The organism is Streptomyces sp. NPDC048825 (assembly GCF_043198355.1).
Lineage (GTDB): Bacteria > Actinomycetota > Actinomycetes > Streptomycetales > Streptomycetaceae > Streptomyces > Streptomyces xiangluensis.
This window is the reverse complement of sequence record NZ_JBICUR010000011.1, coordinates 64039-85365: the sequence shown is the minus strand read 5'-3', so window position 1 is coordinate 85365 and position 21327 is coordinate 64039. Positions and strand designations below refer to the sequence as shown.

The following is a 21327-nucleotide window of genomic DNA, read 5'->3' as shown; positions in this document are numbered from 1 at the left end:
AGGGGTTTTCCGTCAGGTCCGCGGGGGAGGGAGCAGGCGTGCCCAAGGTGCCCTCGGTGATCGTCCCGTACGCGGCCTATCTGCGCGTGTACGAACCGCTGGCCGCCTTCCCGGAACCGGAGCGCGGCCACTGGGCGCGGTACGCGCGCCGCTCCGACCGGCCCTCGTACCAGGACGAACTGCGACGCTCCCTGGCCGACTTGTTGCCCACGCCACCGATCCCGGTGCCCGTGCACGAGAGCGGCGACGCCTTCGTCGCGGACGTGGACGGCGTGCTGTGCGTGTGCCCCTGGCGCACCCGGCTGCGCGGCTGGCAAGCCCTGGGAGAGCTGGCCGAGGAGCTGCCAGGGCCGGTCCTGGACGCGGTGCTGCCGCCGGTCGTACGCCGGCAGACCTCCCAGGACTACGAGCGCTGGCTGAGCCGCAACCCCGACGCCCGCCCCTGGATCCGCACCTCGACCTGGCACGTACCGCTGAACTGGTTCGTGCTGGTCGCCGACGAGGAGCGCGAGTACGACAAGGGCTCGGACGAGGACGCGCCCGTACTGCGCTACCGGACGCCCATGGTGCAGGCGCGGCGGCGGGTGGCGCGGGGGCTGAAAGCGCTCAAGGACGCCATCGACGAAGGGCCGCTGATCGACGGGCTTGTCGATGTGGGGCGCTGGCTGGAGGAGTTCCATCCGCGCTCGCTGGTGGAGCTGGATTACGGCGGCCTGGTGCACGTCCTGTCCGCCGAGCAGCTCGACAGCGACCATTCGGCGGCGGATGTGGCCGAGGGGATCGAGGCGCTGCGTACGGGCGACGGGGTCGGGGCCGGGGAGGCGTACGGTCGGCTGGTCGAACGCTGGCGGGCGGTCCGGGATCGCCGTTCGGCGAACTGACGGGACGTAAGTCACCATCGGGACTTTGAGGGTAAGCGTGACGGACGGCACTAACGCGGACCTTGCACCAGACGCCCCTCCTCATGTCAAAATAGGACAAGGAGTCCGGGGAGGGCTCCATCTACCCATGTATGGGTGGAATCTCAGCATTGCACGCTATGGGGGGTCTCGTGACTCCTGATCGCTCTGTGACTGATCGTCACAGTGGCGTGACTGTCCGCTATGGCATGGTCCATCGGCTTCCGTCGCTGATGAACACCTGGGAGGGCAATTCCATCGGTTTGGCCGACGCGGCTGGACGGATGGTGTAGTTGTAGTGCCGAGGACAAGCCGTTCGTCCTATAACCGACTCGACCCGCGTCCGCCATTTCGGGCAACGCGGGTCAAGGTGCAGAATTTAGAGGAAAGAACCGAGAAGGTTCGGTTCTCCCGAGGAGGCCGCTCATGACCGCTCGCACCCCTGATGCCGAGCCGCTGCTGACCCCCGCTGAGGTCGCCACGATGTTCCGTGTTGACCCGAAGACGGTCACGCGGTGGGCGAAGGCCGGCAAGCTCACGTCGATCCGCACGCTCGGCGGGCATCGCCGCTACCGCGAAGCTGAGGTCCGCGCGTTGCTAGCGGGCATCCCGCAGCAGCGTAGCGAAGCCTGAACAACTGAATAGCAGGGCATTTCGGCAGGTTCCCCCAACGTGCCGGACTGCTCGAACCAAAGCTCCAAGCGACGCGGGTGCTGCCCCAACAGAGCCCACGCCCGAGCCAGAACCTCAAGCAACAAGGGTGCGTCGTCGATCGCGCTGGACTCCGCCGGGTCCAGCGCGATCTTTTTTGTGCGGGATCCCTGACGGGGTGTGAGTGGTCGTGGGATGTCTGGGTGGTATCTGAGCGGTCTGTAGTGCCGCTTGGGGCCGGTTTGGATCCGGTTGCGGGGCCGCCCCGGGGGTGGGGTGCAATTGCACATATAAAATTGACTGGTTGTAGGTGACTGGTAAGTACCGCCGATTTGAAAACCTATGCAGTGACACCCGTCACACACCAGGGCCCTTGATGAGGGTGTGTTACCTGCGGTAGTGGCGGGAGCTCATGCCGTTGCGGGGCTTTCGTCCTCCGCTAGGCCTTCCGGGGTGTCCGCGTCGTCCGCAGCGAGCTCCATGGCCATGGCCAGGTTCTGGAGGCGGTGGCAGATCGGGCAGTGCCGGGTCAGATGCCGGTACCCGGAGGCGGCCTGCAGATGGGCGCGGAGCAGAGCCCGCGTCTCGTGCCGGGCGAACGCGGTCATACGCCACCTCCAAGGGGTCGGTTGCCCTTGGTGTTTGAGTACCGGCGGAATGTGACGGCGTCAATGGGCGAGCGGGCTCGTTCCCCGCTTGGCGCCCCACCCGCCCACCCACCCCGCCGCAGGCAGGGGGGCCTTGGGGTGCAGCCCCCGGTTCCGGGAAGGGGCTGGGCTGGGCTGGGGAAAGGAACCCCAACGCAAAGGGGCCCGCATCCTTACCGGATGCGGGCCCCTACAACTGCGGTCCTGACGGGATTTGAACCCGCGGCCTCCACCTTGACAGGGTGGCGAGCACTCCAAACTGCTCCACAGGACCTGGTTTCGCAGAGCGATTGTTGCGTTGCGCTGCGAGAAGAGACTCTACAGGAGCAGAGCCCCAAGGGTCGAACTCACCCAGCGCACAGACCCCGTTACGGAACAGCCGCATCGATCGCTTTCACGATCCGCTTGTCCGAGACGGGATAAGCCGTGCCCAGCGCGTGAGCGAAGTAGCTGACCCGCAGCTCCTCGATCATCCACCGGATGTCCAGGACCTGTTGAGGAACGGGCCGCCCCGCAGGCATCTGCTCAAGAAGCCAGGCGTACTCGTCCTGCATCTCATGGACCTTCGCCATACGCGTCGTATCCCGCTGGACGTTCGTCGACATCTGCTGGAGACGCCGGTCCGCGGCCACCAGATACCGCATCAGATCCGGCAGGCGGCGAAGACCCGCTGCCGTCACGAAGCCCGGCTTCACAAGGGCGTCCAGCTGCGCCCGTACGTCCGTGAGGTTCGCGAGCAACGCAGGACTCCGTACGGACTTCAGACGCCGCTCACACGCCTGCCAGGCGGCCAGGACCTGCTGGACCTGGTCGACCGTACGGACCGTCGTGTCCACGATCTCGGCACGCACCTTGTCGTACAGCTTCCGATACGACTCCTCGTCCCAGGCCGGCCCGCCGAAGTCCCCGATCAGCTTGTCGGCGGCAGCGGTCGCGCAGTCGTCGAACAGCGCCTGGATCGATCCGTGCGGGTTCGCCGACAGCGCCAGCTTCTGCGGGTTGGTGAGTTTCTCCGACGCGAACTTGGCCGGGTTCACCGGGATCCCCAGCAGGATCAGCCGCCGCGTGCCCTTCCACATCGCCTGCTGCTGCTCGGCCTCGGTGTCGAAGAGGCGTACGGAGACGGTGTCGCCGTCGTCGACGAGCGCCGGGTACGCCTTCACCGGCTGGCCGGCGCGACGCGTCTCGAAGACGCGGGTGAGCGAGCCGATCGTCCAGTCCGTGAGGCCCTTGCGCTCCAGGGACTCCCCGCCCGTGCGTTCGGCCGTCGCCGCTGCCGCCTGTGAGATCGCCTGCCGCGCCTTCGGTTTCAGGCGCAGCTTCAGAGCCTCCAGATCCTTGTCCTCGGCCAGCTTGCGCCGCCGCTCGTCGACGATCCGGAAGGTGATGCGGAGATGGTCGGGGACCTTCGCCCAGTCGAAGTCGTCGGCGCTGAGGGGCACGCCGACCATGCGCTTCAGCTCGCGGGCCATCGTCGTCGTCAGCGGCTCCTGCTGCGGCATCGTGCGGTCAGAGGCCGACGGCACCGCCCGCTCCAGGAACCTCTGCGCGAAGTTGGGGGCAGGGACGTAATTCCGCCGGATCGGCTTAGGGAGGGACCGGATCAGCTCCGTGACGACTTCCTCCCTCAGCCCGGGGATCTGCCAGTCGAAGCCCTCGTCCGTGACCTGGTTGAGGACCTGGAGCGGGATGTGCACGGTCACGCCGTCCGCGTCGGCTCCCGGCTCGAACTGGTACGTCACGCGGAACTTGAGCCGTCCCTGACGCCAGGAGTCCGGGTAGTCGTCCTTGCTGACGTCGCCTGCACGTTCGTTGATGAGCATCGACCGCTCGAAGTCGAGCAGCTCGGGCTCCTCGCGCCGTTTGTGCTTCCACCAGGAGTCGAAGTGCGCGCCCGACACGACGTGTTCGGGCACCCGCTGGTCGTAGAAGTCGAAGAGTGTGTCGTCGTCGACCAGGATGTCGCGGCGGCGGGCGCGGTGCTCCAACTCCTCGACCTCGGTGAGGAGTTTGCGGTTGTCGGCGAAGAACTTGTGGTGCGTTCGCCAGTCGCCCTCGACGAGCGCGTTGCGAATGAAAAGTTCGCGGGACGTCTCCGGGTCGATCCGCCCGTAGTTGACCTTGCGTTGGGCGATGATCGGTACGCCGTACAGCGTGACCTTCTCGTACGCCATCACCGCCGCCTGGTCCTTCTCCCAGTGCGGTTCGGAGTACGTGCGCTTCAGCAGGTGCTCGGCCAGGGGCTCGACCCACTCGGGCTCGATCTTGGCGTTGACGCGGGCCCAGAGGCGGGACGTCTCGACCAACTCGGCGGACATCACGAAACGCGAAGGCTTCTTGAAGAGCGCCGAGCCCGGGAAGATCGCGAACTTGGCGTTCCGGGCGCCCAGATACTCGTTCTTCGAGCCCTCCTTCACGTCCTTCATGCCGACGTGGGAGAGGAGGCCGGCGAGGAGCGAGATGTGGACCTGCTGGTCGGGTGCGTCGTCCTCGTTGAGATGGATGCCCATCTGCTTGGCAACCGTGCGGAGTTGGGAGTAGATGTCCTGCCACTCCCGGATCCGCAGGAAGTTCAGATACTCCTGCTTGCACATCCGCCGGAAGGCCGACGAGCCTCTCTCCTTCTGCTGCTCGCGGATGTACCGCCAGAGGTTGAGGAAGGCGAGGAAGTCGCTCGTCTCGTCCTTGAAGCGGGCGTGCTGCTGGTCCGCCTGCGTCTGCTTGTCCGCCGGGCGCTCACGCGGGTCCTGGATGGAGAGCGCGGCGGCGATCACCATGACCTCGCGGACACAGCCGTTCTTGTCGGCCTCCAGGACCATCCGCGCCAGCCGGGGGTCGACGGGCAGCTGGGCCAGCTTGCGGCCGCTCTCGGTGAGACGCTTGCGTACGTCCTTCTGCTGGGGGTCCAACGCGCCCAGTTCCTGGAGGAGCTGGACGCCGTCACGGATGTTGCGGTGGTCCGGAGGATCGATGAACGGGAACTTCTCTATGTCCCCAAGGCCCGCGGCGGTCATCTGGAGGATGACGGAGGCCAGGTTCGTACGGAGGATCTCGGCGTCCGTGAACTCCGGTCGGGCGGTGAAGTCCTCTTCGCTGTAGAGGCGGATACAGATGCCGTCACTGGTGCGCCCGCAACGGCCCTTGCGCTGGTTGGCGCTGGCCTGCGAGATCGCCTCGATGGGGAGGCGCTGGACCTTCGTACGGTGGCTGTATCTGGAGATGCGGGCGGTGCCCGGATCGATGACGTACTTGATGCCCGGGACCGTCAGCGACGTCTCCGCGACGTTGGTCGCCAGCACGATCCTGCGGCCGGTGTGTGGCTGGAAGACGCGGTGCTGCTCGGCGTGCGAGAGGCGGGCGTACAGAGGGAGGACTTCGGTGAACCGGTAGTTCTTCTTCGTCAGCGCGTCCGCGGTGTCCCGGATCTCCCGCTCCCCCGAGAGGAAGACGAGGATGTCGCCCTTCCCCTCTCCCTGAAGCTCCTCGACGGCGTCGCAGATCGCGGTGATCTGGTCCCGGTCGACATCCTCGCTGTCCTCTTCGAGGAGCGGGCGGTAACGGACCTCGACCGGGTACGTACGACCGCTGACCTCGACGATCGGGGCATTCCCGAAGTGCCGGGAGAAGCGCTCCGGGTCGATGGTCGCCGAGGTGATGACGACCTTCAGATCCGGCCGCTTGGGCAGCAGCTGAGCCAGATACCCCAGCAGGAAATCGATGTTCAGCGACCGCTCGTGCGCCTCGTCGATGATGATCGTGTCGTACGCGCGCAGCTCACGGTCGGTCTGGATCTCCGCGAGCAGGATGCCGTCCGTCATGAGCTTGATGAACGTCGAGTCCTGGTTCACCTGATCGGTGAACCGGACCTTCCAGCCCACGGCCTCGCCCAGTGGGGTGTCGAGCTCCTCGGCGACACGCTCGGCGACCGTACGGGCCGCGATGCGGCGGGGCTGTGTATGCCCGATCATGCCGCGGACCCCGCGACCGAGCTCGACACAGATCTTGGGAATCTGCGTGGTCTTGCCGGACCCCGTCTCACCGGCGACGATCACGACCTGGTGATCACGGATTGCCGCCGCGATCTCGTCCTTCTTCTGGCTGACAGGCAGCTGCTCGGGATACGAAACGGTCGGCACCCGCGCCTGCCGCTCAGCCATACGCGACTCGGCCCTGGCCACCTCCGCCTCGATCTCGGCGAGTACGGCAGCCCGAGCCTCATCCTTACGAATCCGACGCGCCCCCTCCAGCCTGCGCCCGAGCCGATGCGCATCGCGCAGAGACAGCTCAGCCAGACGGGGGGCGAGATCACCGAGGGCGGGGGCGGGGGCAGGGTGCGTAGACATACGGGGTCCAGGATCGCACCTCGGGAAAAGTAGTGGCGAATGGATTTGCGTTCCGTCCTGCCCGCTCATGTCACAGGAGGTCGGGCGGAGGGAATCAGTGGCGGCCGGTCGGCAGCCAGCGGCCCAGGTAGGCACGCAGGCCGTCCAGGTCGGCACCCTGAGCGACATAGCCGAGATAGCCGTCGGGGCGCACAAGCCCGTGCACGACGCCCGGCCACGGGCTCTGCCCATCGAGCCGGTGCACAGCGACCAGATCGGCCTGCCCTGCCAGGACGGGGGCGAGTCGTTCGTCGGGCCAGAGGGGCGGTGGCCCGGACAACAGCAGGTGCCAGCCCGGCGCTGCCGTCCGTGCCTGCAGACCGCGTGGCAGGTCGGGCAGCCGGTCCCCCGCCCGCGGTCCGCTCCTTGGCGGGCGCGAGCCTGCTGTGGAGGCGGGGCTGCGTCGATAGTGGATGCCCAGTTCGGAGACGGTTCGGAAGAGCCGGCCGCGCAGTCCCGGCGGCCGCAGCGCCAACGGTGCCAGGCGCGGGGCGAGTTTGGTGCGGCCGAAGCGGATGAGGGGGTTGCTGCTGGTGCCGATGCTGAACGCACGGTCGGTGAAGCGCAGCACGCTGCGGCCGACCGGGGCACGCTCGGCCTCGTACGTCCCCAGCAGCTCTTCGGACGCGGCGCCCCGGCAGACCAGGGCGAGCTTCCAGCCGAGGTTGAGTGCGTCCTGGATCCCGGTGTTCATGCCCTGCGCTCCGGCCGGGCTGTGGATGTGGGCCGCGTCGCCCGCGAGGAAGCAGGGGCCGGAGCGGTAGGAGGCGGCGCCGCGGTTGTGGAGGCGGAAGTCGGTCATCCAAGCGGGGTCCCGCAGCGTCAGCCGGTCGTCGGTGTAGCGGTCGGCGATCTTCTGCAGCAACGGCAGCTCCACCTCGAGCTCCGGGGTGTCGGGCGGCCGCATCGTGAGCATGCGCCAGCCGGCCGGTGAGCCGAGCGGGAAGAAGAACAGCATCCCGGCCCTGCTCAGATACGTATGCACGGCACCCGGCTCCAGCCCGTCGACCTCCAGGTCGGCCAGCAGGAACGTCTGCGGATACGCGTACCCCTCGAAACCGATACCGGTCTGGGCGCGCACCGTGCTGTGGGCGCCGTCGCACCCCACGACATAGCGCGCCTCCACGGCCTCCTGCGAGCCGTCGCCGTCCCGCAGCCGGCAGATGACGGACGAGTCCTTCACGTCCAGCCGGACCAGCTCGGCGCCGCGTTCGATCGTCACGTCCCGCGTGGCCAGGTGCTCGGAGAGGACGGCCTCGGTTTCGGCCTGCGAGAGGAACAACAGGAAGGGGTACGCGGTGTCGGTCAGCCCGATGTCGAACAACGGCAGCGTCACCACGCGGCCGGGCAGGTGCATGCGCAGCCGCATCGCCGGGTTGCCGCGGGCGACCAGCTCCTCCGTCACGCCGAAGCCTGCCAGCGCCTCCAGGGTGCGGGGCTGGATGGCCAGCGCCCGTGACTCGCGGGCCCGGTCGAGGGAACGGTCGACGATCCTGAACCGGCTCCCGTACGCGCGCAGTTGCGCGGCGAGGGCGAGACCGGTCGGGCCCGCGCCCACCACCAGCACGTCCAGCGGTGCCGTCATGAATCCACGGTAGTGCGTGTGGAGCGGGGCACGGCGAAGGCCCCCGATCGGGGATCAGGGGCCTTGGGTGGTGGCTGGGGCCGGGGTCGAACCGGCGACCTTCCGCTTTTCAGGCGGACGCTCGTACCAACTGAGCTACCCAGCCATGCAACCTTGAGGTTGCAGCGGTCCTGACGGGATTTGAACCCGCGGCCTCCACCTTGACAGGGTGGCGAGCACTCCAAACTGCTCCACAGGACCAAGCTGTTGCGTGCGAACAGTGTCGCACACGGGGTGGCGTGCTCCCAACGGGATTTGTGACCGGGGGTTCACGCTGTGGCGGCTCGATGTCGCTGGATCAGCGTATCAGACCGGGGGCCGTGGCCCGCACCTCTGACCTGCGGGGCCACGGCTTCCCGGCTGTCCTCGACGAGCAGGTATTCGCGCATGCCGCCGTGTGCGCCGCCGCAGCCGATGATGCCGGAGGGGACACCCTGCGGGTTCACGACGACGCGGTCGCCCACCTTCAGGTCCGTGACCTCGGCGCCGACCTCGACGATCTCGCCGGACGGCTCGTGGCCGAGGGGTACGGGGATCATCGCTCCGCCCGGGCCCAGGGGTGTGGCGGGGCTCGTACGAAGCCGGTCCCGCCCGGGTTCGTACGAGCCCCGTCGGATCAGGCGGCCGACCAGCCGTTGTCGACCGGGAGGACGGCGCCGTTGATGTAGCTCGCGGCGTCGGAAGCGAGGAAGACGATGGCGGCGGCCTGTTCCTCGGCGGTGGCGAGCTTGTCGCCGACGCCGACGCCGAGGTGGGGGCCGAGTGCGGCGGGGCCGTGGGCGTCCGGTCGTACGTCGGGGCGGAGGTTGGTGGCGGTGCCGCCGGGAGCGATGGCGTTGGCCCTGATGCCGGACTTGCGGTACATCACGGCGAGGGATTTGGTCAGGCCGACGATGCCGTGCTTGGAGGTGGTGTAGGCCGCCCCGGCGGCGCTGCCGCGGAGGGCGGCCTCGGAGGCGGTGAAGACGATCGCCCCGCTGCCCGCGGTGAGCAGGTGCGGCAGGGCGGCCCGGGTCAGGCGGAAGGGCGCGGTGAGGTTGACCCCGATGACGCTGTCCCACTCGTCGTCTTCGGTCTCGCCGAGGGCCGACATGTGGTCCATGATTCCGGCGTTGTTGACGAGGACGTTCAGGCCGCCGAAGGCCTGTACGGCGGTGTCGACGATCTCGGCGATGACCTGCTGGTCGCGGAGGTCGCCGATGACCGCCTTGGCTGTTCCGCCCGCTTCGTCGATCGTCCTGACGGTCTGCTCGGCGCCTTCCTGGTTGACGTCCGCCACCAGGACGCTCGCGCCCTCCTCGGCGAACTTCACGGCTGTGGCCCGGCCGATGCCGGAGCCTGCTCCGGTGACGATGACGCTGCGTCCCTGAAGGCCGGTGCTGGTCATGAGTGTGCTCCTCTGGTGGTGGAGTGCGGGCGTTGCGGCTTACTTGAGTTAGGCAAGCAGGGAGGAGTTACTTGAGGCAAGCAAAGTCTCGGAATTCGGCTTGCTTGAGTTAGGCAATTAGCTGTTAAAGTGTGAAGCGTGTCCACACCGTCCTCAGCAGCAGGTGAAGTCTCGCCAGATGTGATCATGATCGAGCGCGCACTCACCCGCGCTACGTACCTCTCCGGCCGAGCCCGGCAGCACGAGCGCCTCATGGCGCTCTCAGGTCTGCCGCTGGACCGTGCCGCCGTGGCGGTCCTGAGGCAGCTCGCGGAGAGTGAGCCGCTGCGGCTCGGGGAGCTGGCGGCCCGTTTGTCGGTGGAGGCCTCGCACGTCACCCGTCAGGTGCAGCATCTGGAGAGGGTCGGCTATGCGAGCCGTGTCCCCGACCCCGACGATCGCCGGGCCCAGCAGGTTCGGCTCACGCCGGCCGGCGAGGAGGCGTTCGCCCGCGTCCGGGAGGCCAGTGCCCGGGGTATGCAGGTGGCTCTCGCCGACTGGTCGCCCGAGGAGTTGCGGCAGCTCGCCTCGCTCGTCCACCGGATGGTCGACGACTTCGTCGGGCGGGCGGAGGCTGAACTCTAGGTACCGCCGCCTCCGGAGCACACGACCTACACGGATGGTCTTGCCATGTACGGGAGTATCAGCGAGAAGCCGTCGCCTACTCGTGGGGACGGGCAGCATGTGCTGGTCGTCGTCGACGATCCCGGGACCGCGGAACTCCTCACTACCACCTTGAAGTTGGCGGGCTATCGGGTCGGTACGGCGGGTACGGGGGCCGAGGCCGCCTTGCTGATCGCGGAGTTCCGGTTCGACCTGGTGGTGCTCGATGCCACGTTGCCGGATCTGGGTGGGCTCATGCGGGGGCGTCGCGTGGCGGCTCTGGACCGGCCGCGGATGCTTTTTCTGACCGGGTGTGAGTCGCTGGACTGTCTTGTTCCCGAGCTTGGGCCGGGGGAGCAGGATTACGTCACCAAGCCCTTTCGTATCGCCGAAGTTCTGGCCAGGGCGCGGGTTTTACTGCGTGGCCGGAATCCCTTACGGCCGGGTGGCGCGCTTCGCTACCGGGATCTGGTCCTGGACGATGCCACGTGCCAGGCGCGGCGCGGGGAAAGGGTTTTCGATCTCACGCCCGCGGAGTACCGGTTACTGCGTCATCTGCTGGTCAATCCGGAGCGTGTGCTGTCCAAGGAGCAGATCAGCCGGCATGTCTGGGGCGAGTTCCGGGCCCGTAACGCGATCGAGCAGCTTGTCTCGCGGCTTCGGCGCAAGGTGGATCAGGAGGAGCCCGCCCTTATCCATACCCGGCGGGGTTTCGGGTACTGGCTGGGGTGCTCGAGCCGTTGAGGGGTTGCGGCGGCAGGTCGGTGCGGGCGACGTGTTCGGTGGCGTAGACGCGCAGGAGGCCGGTCAGGCGGTAGTGGTCGGGGGCCGGGGATTCGATGAGGTGGGACGCTGCCAGCTGGTCCAGCAGGCGGCGGGTCCGGGGTACGGGGCGGGCGGCGCGCAGCGCTGCCGTTTCGGGGGAGACGGCTCGGTCGGGTAGCAGGCTCAGGAGCCGGAACAGGCGTTTTTGTTCCGGGGGGAGCGGGGCGTACGAGCGGTCGATGGAGTGTCGTACGGCTGTGCCCGGGTCGTCGTCGAGGGAGAGCTCGTCGAGGATGTGCTGCTCTGTCAGACGGGCGAGGAGGCTGCCGATGGCGCCCACGCGGTTGGTGCCGGTGGTGATGCGGGCCGCGGCGATGCGCAGGGCCAGGGGCAGGTGGTCGCAGCGCCGGGCGAGTTCCGCGGCGGCGGTACGTTCGGCTCGTATCGTCTGCTCCCCCAGTAGCCGTTCGAGCAGTGCGAGGGCTTCGGGCGGGGGGAGCGGTTTGAGGGTGAGCGTGTGGGCGTCGTCGCGGGCGACGAGTCCGCGCAGGCTGTTGCGGCTGGTCACCAGGGCCAGCGAGCCCGCGCCGGGTGGCAGCAGGGGGCGGACCTGGCTTGCGCCGCTCGCGTTGTCGAGCAGGACGAGGACGCGTCGGCCGTGGAGTGCGGAGCGGTACAGGGCGGCCGCGTCGTCGGGTTGGTCCGGGACGCGTCCGGTGGGCAGGCCGAGGGCGGGGAGGAAGCGGGCGAGTACCTGCTCGGTGCGCAGCGGCGGGGACTGGGCGGCGCCGCGCAGATCGACATACAGCTGACCGTCGGGGAACCGCGACCGTATCCGGTGCGCCCAGTGCACGGCGAGCGCCGTCTTGCCCACGCCGCCGGTGCCGACGAGAGCGAGCACGTGCTGACCGGAGTCGAGCGCGGCGTCCAGGTGGGCGAGGGGGGTGGGGCGGCCGGTGAAGGTGCGGAGGGGTGGGGTGAGTTGGGCCGGTGCTGGCGGGGTGGAAGGTTGGCGGGGCCGCCGGGGTGGGGCCGTGGCCGACTGGAGGGAGGCGTTCGGCTCGGCGGATGAGGGGTGTGTGGTGTCGGGTGCGGCGGCACGGTCGCGGCCCAGGGGTGGTTGGGCCGGCGGAAGTGGGGCGGTGATCCGGCGCGCCGGTCGCGGTGGGTCCGGGACAAGGCGCAGGGGCGTGCGCGGAGGCGCCGGTGCGGAGGGGGGAGGAGCCTTCGGCTCACTTGTCGGTAGGCGCGCAGCGATACAGGTGCAGGTCGGCGGTGGGCCGAGTAGCGACGGGTCCGCTGTGATGATGCGTTGCTCCAGAGTGCGGAGTTCTGGGCCGGGGCCCAGGCCTATCTCGGTGATCAGGGTGCGGCGGGCGTGGTGGTATCTGGACAGGGCTTCGGCTCGGCGGCCGGAGCGGTAGAGGGCGAGCATGAGGCGGGCGTGGAGGCGTTCGCGCAGGGGGTGTTCGGTGGTAAGGGCCGAAAGTTCGGCTATCAGGTCGGTGTGGTGGCCTGCCGACAGGTCGGCGTCTATGCGGCGTTCGAGCAGGGTCATGCGTAATTCTGTGAGGCGCTCGGCTTCGGGGCGGATCGGGGTCAGGTCCTCGTAGCCGGCGTAGGGGTCGCCCTGCCACAGCGCGAGCGCCTCGCGCAGGAGGCGGCCGGACTCCTCGGCGGAGTGGGCGAGTTCGGCCCGGCGGGCGAGTGACTGGGCGCGCCAGGCGTCCAGTTCGCCGTCCGCGAGGACGAGCTGGTAGCCGTCGGCGAAGCGGATGCGGTCGCCGCCGCCCAGAGCGCGGCGCAGGCGGTGCACGTTGACCTGGATGTTCTTCGGGCCGTTCTTGGGGATCCGTCCGCTCCAGACCGCGTCGGCCAGTGCGGCGGCGGAGGTCCGGTGTTGCCGGCGGGCCAGCAGTACCGCGAGGACGGCACGGTTCTTCGGAGTGCCGAGGGCAACGGGTCCGTCGGGGCCCCGCACCCCGAGCGGGCCCAGGATTTCGAACCGCATCACACACATCGCCCCCGTCCGACCCGTCGATATGCGCCGCCCTCGTCGTCCAGGGCGTCTTCGAGCCCGTCCTTGAGCATTCAACGTCGGAATGTCCGGTTCCGTGCCCCCTTCCGCACCCGTTTCTGGTGGAGGTGTACTTTCCGCAGCAGTCCGCGGGCCTCCTCGTCGGCGGGGTTCAACACCAGGGCGACGGCGAGGAGTTCGGCTGCCTGGTCCCACCGCCGCGTACGGGCTGCGCGCACCGCGTCGTTGAAGTGGTGGTCGGCCAGGGCGCGGAGGTGGCGGAGTGCGCTCAGGTCGCCCCGGCAGGCGTAACAGCGGGAAGGCGTGCCGGGCAGGGGCTTGCGGCACATGGGGCAGCTCAGCATTTCGGCGTCACTCCCCCTGGCCTGCGGTACGGCTGCGTGGCAGCACCACCTGGATGCCCTCGCTGCTGCGCAGCCCACGCAGCCAGCTGTCGATCTGGACCCGCAGCGGTTCGATGCGAGTGGTGAAGATCCCGATGAGGCGGCGCTTGAGGTCGTCGTCCGTGCACTGCACTGCCGCTGCGCTCACTTCGCGCCCGGTCGTGTCGATCCGGTTCAGGAAGCCCTCGGCCTCGCGCCGGTGACGCTGGTCCGAGTCCCGGTCCGCGGCGAGGACCGTACGCCTGAGGTTGTCCAGTTCCTCGCGGAAGGCGGCCTCCAGCTGGCCGGCCGTCCAGTCGTCGGGGCTCTGGCCGGGGAGGGGGCCGTACAGGTCGCGCTGGATGCCGTGCAGCAGGTCGTCCAGGCGGGTGCAGGCCTGGTGCCAGTCGTAGCGGTTCAGGTCGGCGTACGCGGCGCGGCCCGCGGCCTCCAGTTCGACGAGTTCGGCTGAGTAGCGCGCGCTCCTGGTGGGATCGATGTGGGCCAGTTCGGCGGTCAGCGAGCGGATGTCGGCGAGCCCGGCCTCGAACTCGTGCAGCGGTGGATGCAGCGTCTGCGCCCACTGCCGCCGCTCCGCCAGGCCCTGGAGCAGGGTCTCGGTCTCCATCAGCTTGTAGTGGGCCTTCGCCCGGTCCTGGCCCTCGGCGAACAGGGCGTCGGTCTCGGCGAGCAGTCGGTTCACGGCGGTCGCTGCCTCGTCGGCCTCGGCGGGCGGCAGTTCGCCGTACAGCTCCGCCCATCCCCCCTTGGCGTCCCGGTGGGCCTCGCGCAGGTCGTCCCAGGCCGGGATGGTGCGCAGCGGGATGTCGATGGACGCCGTCGCCCGGGCGCCGATCTCGGGGATCGCGACCTCGGCGGCGATCGTCCAGCCCGCCTCGAAGGTGACCGTCACCTCCACAGCGGTGCCGACGGGCAGCCCGGCCGGTACGTCGTCGATCTCCACCGCGCCGATCGGCATCAGCCCCTCGTAGAGCCGGATGGACAGCCGCCTGCCCTGGCTGGCGGTCTGCAGGCGGAAGCCGGTGCGGTGCGGAAGCCGCACTCCGGAGGCGACGATGCGGTGCGGTCCCGTGGCCAGTTGTACGGAGAAGTCGTGGGCCAGCACATCGCCCGAGACCGGCGCGGCGGCGGGCGCCCCGGCGGCGACGGTGACGTGCCGCGCCTCGGCCTCCCGGCCGTCGTGCATGACCCGTACGGTGAAGCCGTTCTCGCGGCCCTCCTGAAGCGGTACGTCCGGGAAGACGAAGGAACCGTCCGCGCCCGCCGTCTCCTCGGCGCGGTGCACTCCGTCGTCCGAGACCAGCACGACGGGGGTGCCGAGAGGTTCGGGGATCGTGCCGCTCGCGAGGACCCGGCCCGCGATGTCGGCGAAGCCGCCGATCGCCTCGGGCCGGTCGAGTTCCAGATGCACCCCGCGCTGCGCCGCGGCAGCCGCCTTCAGTGCGGCACCGGCGGCGATGGCGAGGTCCGGGTGGAGCAGTACGGGCGTACGACCGAAGCGTTCCTTCAGCAGCCGGGCCACCAGGGGGATACGGGAGGAGCCGCCGACCATGACGATCTCGTCGATGTCGATGTCGATGTCGATGTCGGTCTCGGTCTCGGTCCCGGCATCGAGGGTGATGCCCGCCTGGCGCAGGGTGCGCTCGCAGTGGCCGACGGTGGCCTCCAGCGATGGGCGGATCAGTTCCTCGAACTCCGTCCGCAGCATGGGCAGATGGAGGTTCATCGGGGTTCCCGTACGGTCCTCGCCGTGCTGGCTGACGATCTCGGTCACGGGCATTCGGGACAGTTCCTGCTTGCACTCCTCGGCGAGGAAGAGCAGGGCGGCGTACGAGCGGGCGTCGGCGGGCCGGTCGGGGTCGAACTTCAGGTCGTACGCGGGCAGCCTGCCGTCCATCCAGTGGACGATCGCCCGGTCGAAGTCGTAGCCGCCCAGATAGCGGTCGCCGCCGAAGGCGCGGTGCTCGAACCCCTCCTCGGGGTCCCAGGTCACGACGGAGGTGTCGAAGGTGCCGCCGCCGAGGTCGTACACGAGGAAGGTGCGGGGTTCGTCTCCCAGGTGTTCCCCGGCGTGTGCGAGGGCCGCCGCGACCGGCTCGATGAGGGTTTCCACGACCTCCAGGCCCGCCGCGGCACCGGCCTTGGTCGTGTCGTTCTTCGAACGGGTCTCGAAGAAGGCGGGAACCGTGACGACCGCCCGCTCCACCGGCACGCCCAGCACGTCCTCGGCGGTCCTCTTGAGGTGCCGCAGCACTTCCGTGGAGGCCTCGAGCGGCGTCAGCTCGGCGTGACCGGCCGTGAACCGCTGGTCCGTACCCATGCTCCGCTTGAAGAACATCGCGGGCGGCGCACCCTGCATCCGCGCCCGGTGCTTGGCCAGCAGCCCGACCTGTACGGCTCCGTCCGGGCCGACCCACACCGCGGACGGCACCGTCGGCGAGCCGTCCGGCGGGACGAGCAGCAGGGCGTCGCCCACCGGGCGCAGCCGCCCGTCCGCGATGAGCTGCTCCTTGTGCGGGACCGGTGCGTCGGCGGGCAGCGCCAGACAGCTGTTCGTGGTTCCCAGGTCGATGCCCACGATGAGGCTCATGCGCGCTCCTCCCCCTTCGTCCGGGACTGCTCGCCGGGCTCCTTCCGGGGCTCCAGCAGGACCTGTGCGCGGCGTATCCAGGTGCCGTCGTGCAGCCGCACCCCCGGCCGCACCGTCCTGCCGATCACCAGCTCGGACGCCTCCCCGGCCGCCGGGGCGTGCCCCACGTCGACGTACGGGGCGACCTCCGCGTACGGGCGGCCGAGCGGGTCGTCCAGGTGTACGCCCGCCTGCGCGAGCGCGGATGCGAAACGCCGGGCGACGGCGGCGAGGACCTCATCTGGCCCATCGGGGTCGGGGGCGTGGGCGGATGACGTCGCGCCGAGGAAGCCGCGCAGTTCGTGCAGGGCGCTCGCGACGTCCGCGGCGAGGCGGGCGTACCGCTCACGCTCCTCGACCGCCCTCGCGCGGGCCTGCTCACGCAAGTCGCCGCGGTCGCGCTCCGCGTCGGCCAGCAGCTGATGGACGAGACGCTGCGGCAGCGGCGGCGAACCGTCCGGTACGGAGCGTGGCCGCTCGGTGATGCGCGTACTGACGGAGGCGGCCATGGGGCGGGTACGCAGCCTCAGGGCCGGCTTCCGTCGATGGGCCGGGGCGGTGCGGGGCGCGTCGGCGTAATCCGTTCGGCTCGTCGAGTCCGTACGGCCCGGAGAGTCCGTACGAGCCGGTCGCGGTCCGTGTGGGCCGGCCGCGGCGCTGCGCGAGGCGGCCACGGGCCTGGTCCGCGGCCTCAGGCCTCGTCGGCGGTCCGACGACTCCGGCGGAGTCACCGGGGCTCACCTGGCCTGCGGGGCAGCCACCCCAGCAGCGCCTCCGGCCGTGCCACCACGCGTGGCTCGGGTGTCTCGGGCTCGGGCATCCTGGCGAACTCCGCTGCCAGCTCGTCGAGTTGGGTCCGCAGCTCGGCCTCCTGGTTGCGTACGGGCCGGTGGGTGCGCAGTTCGGCGAGCAGGCGGCCGGTGGGGGTGAGCAGCTCCTCCTCGGCCGCGTTGACCTCCGCGATCTCAAGTGGGCGGCCGAACACCGGGAAGCGGTTCGCGCCGCGCTCGACGCGCAGGCGCCTGCGGCGGGCCGCGGCCCTTACGGCTGCCCGCCCGGTCCGGTCGGGGTCGAGGCCGAGTATCTGCAGCGGTGTGCGGTAGTACGGGTTGTGCCCGTCCCTCCACTGCCAGGGGTTGTCGTGCTCGCTGTGCGACACGTGGATCCTCCGCTTTGCTCGACGGGCTTCGACAGGCTGCGACAGGCTTCGACGGGAGTGCTTCAACGGTTCGGCCGGCTGAGCCACTCGGGCGGGGTCGGTCCCGGCAGCAGCCGGCCCGCGGCCACCATCCGCGACCGCAGGATGCATCCGAATCTCGTGACCTCGTCGCGGCACCGCCGGGCCTCTTCCGAGGGGTCCTCGCGTACCTCCATGAGGAGCCACCACGCCCGCGTCCAGTCCTCGGGCTCCGGCCGGTCCAGATCGAGCAGCGCCGAGACCAGATGGCACATCGACACGGGTTCCAAGTGCTCGCTGGCCTCGGCCAGTTCGACATAACGGCGTACGGCACTGTCGCCGCCCCACATCGCGGCCGTCAGGCGGGCGGCCAGCGCGTGCATACGCGGCGCGAAGGTCTCCAGTTCCCGGTACATCCCGACGAGGGGCAGATTCGGATCGAGCTCGACTGCCTGATCGGCGAGATGGGTGATCTGGTTCACGAGGAGCAGGGCCTCGGCGCGGGAGGCGCGGGCGAGGCGCTGATGCAGTTCGACGGCGCGCCAGAACGCCAACCGTGCGAGTTCCCCGGCCAGTTCACGGTCCTGCCCGGCGGCATCGGGACCGAGACGTTTTTCGATCCCCTGCATCTTGGTGAGCAGCGGGACGAGCTGGTGCGGGCGCCGGGCGTCGAACCATTCGGTCTCCACCTGGTGACGCAGCACGATCAGCGCGGTGCGGAGCAGATCCGGGTTGTCGGGATCGAGCCGCAGCCACGGCTGAAGTCTGGCCGAGGCAGCCGCGTACTCCTGCTGCTGCACGGCGGCCAGCGCGGCCTCGACGGCATCGCGGACCAGCACCTTGCGGGCCGCCGCGATGTCCCGCGCGGGGAAACCGGAGGAGGTGACGAAGGCGAGGTGTTCCCGGGCGTGCCGCGGATCGGTGGCGTGCATCCGGGCCGCGAGGGCGATATGCGGTTCGAACAGGTCCCGCGGCAGCCGCCCGCGCACCGCGTCGACGACGGCGACCGGCACACTCGTGCCGGTCGCCGCCTCCAGGCGGCGGTGCAGCTCCTGCCAGTACGCGTCGTCGCCGTGCACGGCGGCCCAGTGGCGCAACGCCTCCGTCCACTCCGTACGTGCCCGGGTGGCGGACTGCGTCCCGGCCAGTGCGCTGCCCTGCAACTCGTAGGCGCGCGCGTGGTGAGCGACCGCGAGGTGGTGGCTGTGTGCCGGGGAGTCGTCGATCAGCTCCCAGAGCCGTACGGACTCGGCCGACCAGGGGTGGGTCTCGCCGTCCCTTTCGAGTCGGGCGTACGCCTCTGCGGCCAGCCGTTCGGTCAGATGGGAACGGAGCCTGGTGGTGAACTCCTCGAGGGCGGCGGCCGGTTCGGTCTGGTCGGTCAGGCCGTCGAGGGGTGCGGCGTAGGGGTCCCGCAGGCGGTCCAGGATGGCGGTTGCCGCGTCGAGGGCGTCCAGGGCATCGGCCGTGTACCCCTCGGACGCGTGGTGCAGTGCCTCCGCCACGTGCGCGCGGACGGGCCGGGACCACAGCCGGCGCAGGGTTTCCCGGTCGGGCCAGGAGTGCGGGGCGGGCCGCCGTTCGCCCGCGGCCGCCAGGTCCGCGAACAGCTTGAAGTCGGTGCGGGACGCGGCGGCGAGGATGGGTTCCGCGCCCACCGGCGAGTACTCCGGCCAGCGGAGCCGGTGGCGGTCCAGCAGTTCCCTTGCCGCCCGTACGGTCGCTTCGTCGTCCGGCTCGTCCGGCTCGAGTGCGGCGGCCACCAGGCGTACGGCGTTGCCGATGCCGTCGCCCGCCAGGTCCGGGTCGGCGAGGAGAGGGCGCAGGGTGTCGGCGGCGGTGGTCCGGTCGCCGTGGGCGAGGCTCTGCACGGCCCTGCGCAGGAGGGGGAGCGACGGGTGTGCCGGACGGGTTGGTTGTGCCGGACGTGCCGGGCCGGTGGAGCTCTGTGGGCGGGCGGTGCGAGCCGGGCGGGGTGCGGTGGGCGGGGGCTGCTGCGTGGCCTGCGTGGGCGCGGTGAGGTTGTGGGCCCTGAGCACGGTCTGCATCGCGGTGATCATGCGTCGGTACCCGTCCTGGTCCTCGGCGGACGGTCCCGGTTCGTGCGCGAGGATGCGGCGGCAGAACTCCAGAGTGACCTGGCTGGAGGTCATGTTCCCGAGGACGTACGCCAGTTGCCCGTACAGAGCGGTCCCCACCACCCCGTACAACCGCCCCCAGCACACATCGAACGTCTTGAGGTCGGGGTCCCCCGCCCAGCGGCGCAGGGCCTTGCGCAGCAGCTCGAAGTTGAGCGCGCTGAGGCCGCGTTCCCATCCCGGGGTCTGGGCGTCGAGCAGCCGTGCCGCGTCCTGCGCCGAGTTTTCCGCAATGCCGTCCATAGCAGGACACATGCTGACTGGAGCCGGTTGCAGTTCGCTTGCAGTCGTCGGGTGCTCAACCTCGGAGATGGTGGTTTTCTGGGGGTGGAGCGTGGTTTGACCGGGCTGTCCCGAGGTACCGCAGCCTCAAGGTTCCGCAGCGCGGTGACGAGAGGAGCGATCACGATGGACAAGGAACGACCGCATCCGGAAACCGTCTCCGTGGAACTCAGCGGATGCAGCAAGGAAGACGCCCGCGTCGTGTTCGACACCCTGTGCGCCTGTTTCAGTTCTGACCGGTGCGCCGAGGACGTACCCCAGGAGCTGTCGGCGACGCGTCCGACGGTGTGGCTCGGCACGTTCGACGTGGCCGATCTGCATGAGGGCGCCCGTCCCGCCCACCTCACGGCGTCCGTCACGGCCGACGTCCAGGGCGGTTACTGGGCGATCGACCGCTTCCGGTCCACCCTGGATTCGCTGTTCTCCGTGTACGAGGTCAGTACGGCATCCGGGGACCAGGAGGAGGAGTTGCATGTACGGCTGGAGAGCCGGCGGTATCAGGAGGCCTGAGCAGTAGGCCCGTAAGCCCTCCGGCGTCTTTGCCTGTTCTTTACAACCCGGTTCCCCGCTGTCTCGTCTCTCCGCTCGATCCGTGACGCGCCCGCTGAATCCGTGGGCGGACGGAGCGACGAAAGAGAGCGACTGATGCGCCGAACTGTCCTTGCCGCCATGGCACTTGTGGGTACGGCTGTGCTGGGGGGCGCGGTGCCCGCGTTCGCCGACGGGGGGACCCCGACGCCGACTGCCACCGTCCCGGGGACCACGAAACCGGCCCCGACGGCCACGGCCAAACCGGCCCCGACGTCCACAGCCACGCCCGCCCCGACTGAGGACGCTGTCGAGGCGCCGGCCGAGAGTTCCACCCCGTCTCCCTTGGACCCGGCCGAGCCGACCTCGGACTCGGGTCAGGTTTCCGTCGTGCCGAGCGGTGCGCCCGACACCGGTGTGACGCCGGGGTCCGAGGAGTCCGGCGGTGAGGGCGCGCTGATCGGGGGCGGTGCTGCGGTGCTGGTCGGGGGCGGTGCGGTGGTCTTTCTCGTACGGCGGCGGAGGGCGACGGGGGTATGACGGCGCCGTCCAGGCGTCTGTTCGTCACGGCGGCTCTGGGCTCCTTGCTTGTGGGGTGCGGCGGGAACGGCGACGGGGACGGGCAGGGCACGAGCGCGCGGCCCAGCAGCGCGCCCTCACCGTCCGCCTCGAAAGTGAAGTCGGCGCGGCCGCTTGGGCGTTCGGAGCCGGTCGGTCTGCGGATCCCTGCCATCGGGGTCGACACCCCGGTCATGGGGCTGGGGTTGGCCAAGGACGGCAGCGTGCAGGTGCCGCCGATCACGGCGGACGACCGGGCGGGCTGGTACCGGCACTCGCCGACGCCGGGGCAGGTTGGCCCGTCCGTGATCCTCGGTCATGTCACGGTCGGCTCGTACGGGGACGGGGTGTTCCGTCACCTGAATCGGCTGCGCCGGGGGGATCGGATCGTGGCGCGGCTGGAGAACGGCGCGGCTGCGGAGTTCGGCGTCACCGCCGTGCGGACGGTTGCCAAGGCGGAGTTTCCTGCGGACGACGTATACGGCGACGTTGATCGGCCGGAGCTGCGGCTCATTACGTGCGGGGGGCCGCGTAGCGGGGACTGGTATCGCGACAACGTGATCGTTTTCGCTGTGTTGCGGTAGCTCTCCGCTGGAC

At 69.9% G+C, this 21327-nt stretch carries 17 protein-coding genes, 3 tRNA genes and 1 pseudogene; 7 read left to right on the top strand and 14 right to left on the bottom strand.

The window, feature by feature from the left end; all coding sequences use genetic code 11:
• The first annotated feature begins 38 nt into the window (after positions 1-38).
• Positions 39-881, top strand: coding sequence for a hypothetical protein (locus ACGFNK_RS25635; protein WP_393419552.1), 843 nt, complete (start codon positions 39-41; stop codon positions 879-881).
• A gap of 444 nt (positions 882-1325) precedes the next feature.
• Positions 1326-1532: a developmental transcriptional regulator BldC gene (gene bldC / locus ACGFNK_RS25630; RefSeq protein WP_003949541.1), complete on the top strand. Its 207-nt coding sequence runs from the start codon at positions 1326-1328 to the stop codon at positions 1530-1532.
• 428 nt (positions 1533-1960) lie between these two features.
• On the opposite strand, the gene ACGFNK_RS25625 is transcribed toward bldC, so the two are convergent.
• From ACGFNK_RS25625 to ACGFNK_RS25590, 8 genes and pseudogenes are all read right to left on the bottom strand, one after another.
• Entirely contained in the window at positions 1961-2158 is a 198-nt protein-coding gene (locus ACGFNK_RS25625; RefSeq protein ID WP_393419551.1) for a DUF6274 family protein, read from the bottom strand.
• Between the two features lie 238 nt (positions 2159-2396).
• Positions 2397-2471, bottom strand: a tRNA-Asp gene (locus ACGFNK_RS25620).
• Between the two features lie 94 nt (positions 2472-2565).
• Positions 2566-6540 carry an ATP-dependent RNA helicase HrpA gene (gene hrpA / locus ACGFNK_RS25615; RefSeq protein ID WP_393419549.1) on the bottom strand — a complete coding sequence of 1325 codons (3975 nt, stop codon included), beginning with the start codon at positions 6538-6540 and terminating at the stop codon, positions 2566-2568.
• A 94-nt stretch (positions 6541-6634) separates the two neighbouring features.
• Positions 6635-8164 (bottom strand): FAD-dependent monooxygenase, encoded by a 1530-nt coding sequence (locus ACGFNK_RS25610; RefSeq protein WP_393419548.1) that lies wholly within the window; start codon positions 8162-8164, stop codon positions 6635-6637.
• Between the two features lie 68 nt (positions 8165-8232).
• A tRNA-Phe gene (locus ACGFNK_RS25605) sits at positions 8233-8309 on the bottom strand.
• Between the two features lie 20 nt (positions 8310-8329).
• Positions 8330-8404: transfer RNA gene (locus ACGFNK_RS25600), tRNA-Asp, on the bottom strand.
• A 161-nt stretch (positions 8405-8565) separates the two neighbouring features.
• A pseudogene (locus ACGFNK_RS25595) lies at positions 8566-8742 on the bottom strand (alcohol dehydrogenase catalytic domain-containing protein); the annotation flags it as partial.
• A gap of 77 nt (positions 8743-8819) precedes the next feature.
• Positions 8820-9590, bottom strand: coding sequence for an SDR family NAD(P)-dependent oxidoreductase (locus ACGFNK_RS25590; RefSeq protein WP_393419546.1), 771 nt, complete (start codon positions 9588-9590; stop codon positions 8820-8822).
• Between the two features lie 186 nt (positions 9591-9776).
• Between ACGFNK_RS25590 and ACGFNK_RS25585 the strand changes: the two genes are divergently transcribed.
• Positions 9777-10214 carry a MarR family winged helix-turn-helix transcriptional regulator gene (locus tag ACGFNK_RS25585; RefSeq protein WP_393419906.1) on the top strand — a complete coding sequence of 146 codons (438 nt, stop codon included), beginning with the start codon at positions 9777-9779 and terminating at the stop codon, positions 10212-10214.
• A gap of 45 nt (positions 10215-10259) precedes the next feature.
• Entirely contained in the window at positions 10260-10976 is a 717-nt protein-coding gene (locus ACGFNK_RS25580; protein ID WP_393419544.1) for a response regulator transcription factor, read from the top strand.
• Here the strand turns inward: ACGFNK_RS25580 and ACGFNK_RS25575 are convergent.
• The 6 genes from ACGFNK_RS25575 to ACGFNK_RS25550 all read right to left on the bottom strand — a co-directional run bounded on the left by ACGFNK_RS25575 (position 10924) and on the right by ACGFNK_RS25550 (position 19605).
• Complete coding sequence (locus tag ACGFNK_RS25575) at positions 10924-13008, bottom strand: BTAD domain-containing putative transcriptional regulator (RefSeq protein ID WP_393419543.1); 2085 nt, start codon at positions 13006-13008, stop codon at positions 10924-10926. The genes ACGFNK_RS25580 and ACGFNK_RS25575 overlap by 53 nt on opposite strands.
• Positions 13009-13088: 80 nt before the next feature.
• On the bottom strand, positions 13089-13379 hold the full coding sequence (locus ACGFNK_RS25570; RefSeq protein ID WP_393419541.1) for a hypothetical protein: 291 nt from the start codon (positions 13377-13379) through the stop codon (positions 13089-13091).
• Between the two features lie 7 nt (positions 13380-13386).
• The gene (locus tag ACGFNK_RS25565) at positions 13387-16008 is read right to left on the bottom strand and encodes an Hsp70 family protein (protein WP_393419540.1); all 2622 of its coding nucleotides are present in this window, start codon (positions 16006-16008) and stop codon (positions 13387-13389) included.
• A complete protein-coding gene (locus ACGFNK_RS25560; RefSeq protein WP_393419537.1) occupies positions 16005-16556 on the bottom strand; it encodes a hypothetical protein in 552 nt (183 codons plus the stop codon). The genes ACGFNK_RS25565 and ACGFNK_RS25560 overlap by 4 nt, the downstream gene beginning before the upstream one ends.
• 218 nt (positions 16557-16774) lie before the next feature.
• On the bottom strand, positions 16775-17206 hold the full coding sequence (locus ACGFNK_RS25555; protein ID WP_393419535.1) for a hypothetical protein: 432 nt from the start codon (positions 17204-17206) through the stop codon (positions 16775-16777).
• A 62-nt stretch (positions 17207-17268) separates the two neighbouring features.
• Positions 17269-19605 (bottom strand): hypothetical protein, encoded by a 2337-nt coding sequence (locus ACGFNK_RS25550; RefSeq protein ID WP_393419533.1) that lies wholly within the window; start codon positions 19603-19605, stop codon positions 17269-17271.
• A gap of 165 nt (positions 19606-19770) precedes the next feature.
• On the opposite strand from ACGFNK_RS25550, the gene ACGFNK_RS25545 reads away from it, so the two are divergent.
• The 3 genes from ACGFNK_RS25545 (at position 19771) to ACGFNK_RS25535 (ending at position 21314) form a co-directional block, all read left to right on the top strand.
• A complete protein-coding gene (locus ACGFNK_RS25545) occupies positions 19771-20154 on the top strand; it encodes a hypothetical protein (RefSeq protein ID WP_393419531.1) in 384 nt (127 codons plus the stop codon).
• A gap of 135 nt (positions 20155-20289) precedes the next feature.
• Positions 20290-20712: a sortase-dependent protein gene (locus ACGFNK_RS25540; protein WP_393419529.1), complete on the top strand. Its 423-nt coding sequence runs from the start codon at positions 20290-20292 to the stop codon at positions 20710-20712.
• Positions 20709-21314: a class F sortase gene (locus ACGFNK_RS25535; RefSeq protein ID WP_393419527.1), complete on the top strand. Its 606-nt coding sequence runs from the start codon at positions 20709-20711 to the stop codon at positions 21312-21314. Before ACGFNK_RS25540 ends, ACGFNK_RS25535 begins: the two co-directional genes overlap by 4 nt.
• The last annotated feature ends 13 nt before the right edge of the window (positions 21315-21327 follow it).

Bases quoted from the DNA above. Each gene is read 5' to 3' on its own strand.
- bldC (WP_003949541.1), top strand. From the start codon at position 1,326: ATGACCGCTCGCACCCCTGATGCCGAGCCGCTGCTGACCCCCGCTGAG.
- ACGFNK_RS25625 (WP_393419551.1), bottom strand. From the start codon at position 2,158: ATGACCGCGTTCGCCCGGCACGAGACGCGGGCTCTGCTCCGCGCCCAT.
- hrpA (WP_393419549.1), bottom strand. From the start codon at position 6,540: ATGTCTACGCACCCTGCCCCCGCCCCCGCCCTCGGTGATCTCGCCCCC.
- ACGFNK_RS25610 (WP_393419548.1), bottom strand. From the start codon at position 8,164: ATGACGGCACCGCTGGACGTGCTGGTGGTGGGCGCGGGCCCGACCGGT.
- ACGFNK_RS25590 (WP_393419546.1), bottom strand. From the start codon at position 9,590: ATGACCAGCACCGGCCTTCAGGGACGCAGCGTCATCGTCACCGGAGCA.
- ACGFNK_RS25585 (WP_393419906.1), top strand. From the start codon at position 9,777: ATGATCGAGCGCGCACTCACCCGCGCTACGTACCTCTCCGGCCGAGCC.
- ACGFNK_RS25580 (WP_393419544.1), top strand. From the start codon at position 10,260: ATGTACGGGAGTATCAGCGAGAAGCCGTCGCCTACTCGTGGGGACGGG.
- ACGFNK_RS25575 (WP_393419543.1), bottom strand. From the start codon at position 13,008: ATGCGGTTCGAAATCCTGGGCCCGCTCGGGGTGCGGGGCCCCGACGGA.
- ACGFNK_RS25570 (WP_393419541.1), bottom strand. From the start codon at position 13,379: ATGCTGAGCTGCCCCATGTGCCGCAAGCCCCTGCCCGGCACGCCTTCC.
- ACGFNK_RS25565 (WP_393419540.1), bottom strand. From the start codon at position 16,008: ATGAGCCTCATCGTGGGCATCGACCTGGGAACCACGAACAGCTGTCTG.
- ACGFNK_RS25560 (WP_393419537.1), bottom strand. From the start codon at position 16,556: ATGGCCGCCTCCGTCAGTACGCGCATCACCGAGCGGCCACGCTCCGTA.
- ACGFNK_RS25550 (WP_393419533.1), bottom strand. From the start codon at position 19,605: ATGGACGGCATTGCGGAAAACTCGGCGCAGGACGCGGCACGGCTGCTC.
- ACGFNK_RS25545 (WP_393419531.1), top strand. From the start codon at position 19,771: ATGGACAAGGAACGACCGCATCCGGAAACCGTCTCCGTGGAACTCAGC.
- ACGFNK_RS25540 (WP_393419529.1), top strand. From the start codon at position 20,290: ATGCGCCGAACTGTCCTTGCCGCCATGGCACTTGTGGGTACGGCTGTG.
- ACGFNK_RS25535 (WP_393419527.1), top strand. From the start codon at position 20,709: ATGACGGCGCCGTCCAGGCGTCTGTTCGTCACGGCGGCTCTGGGCTCC.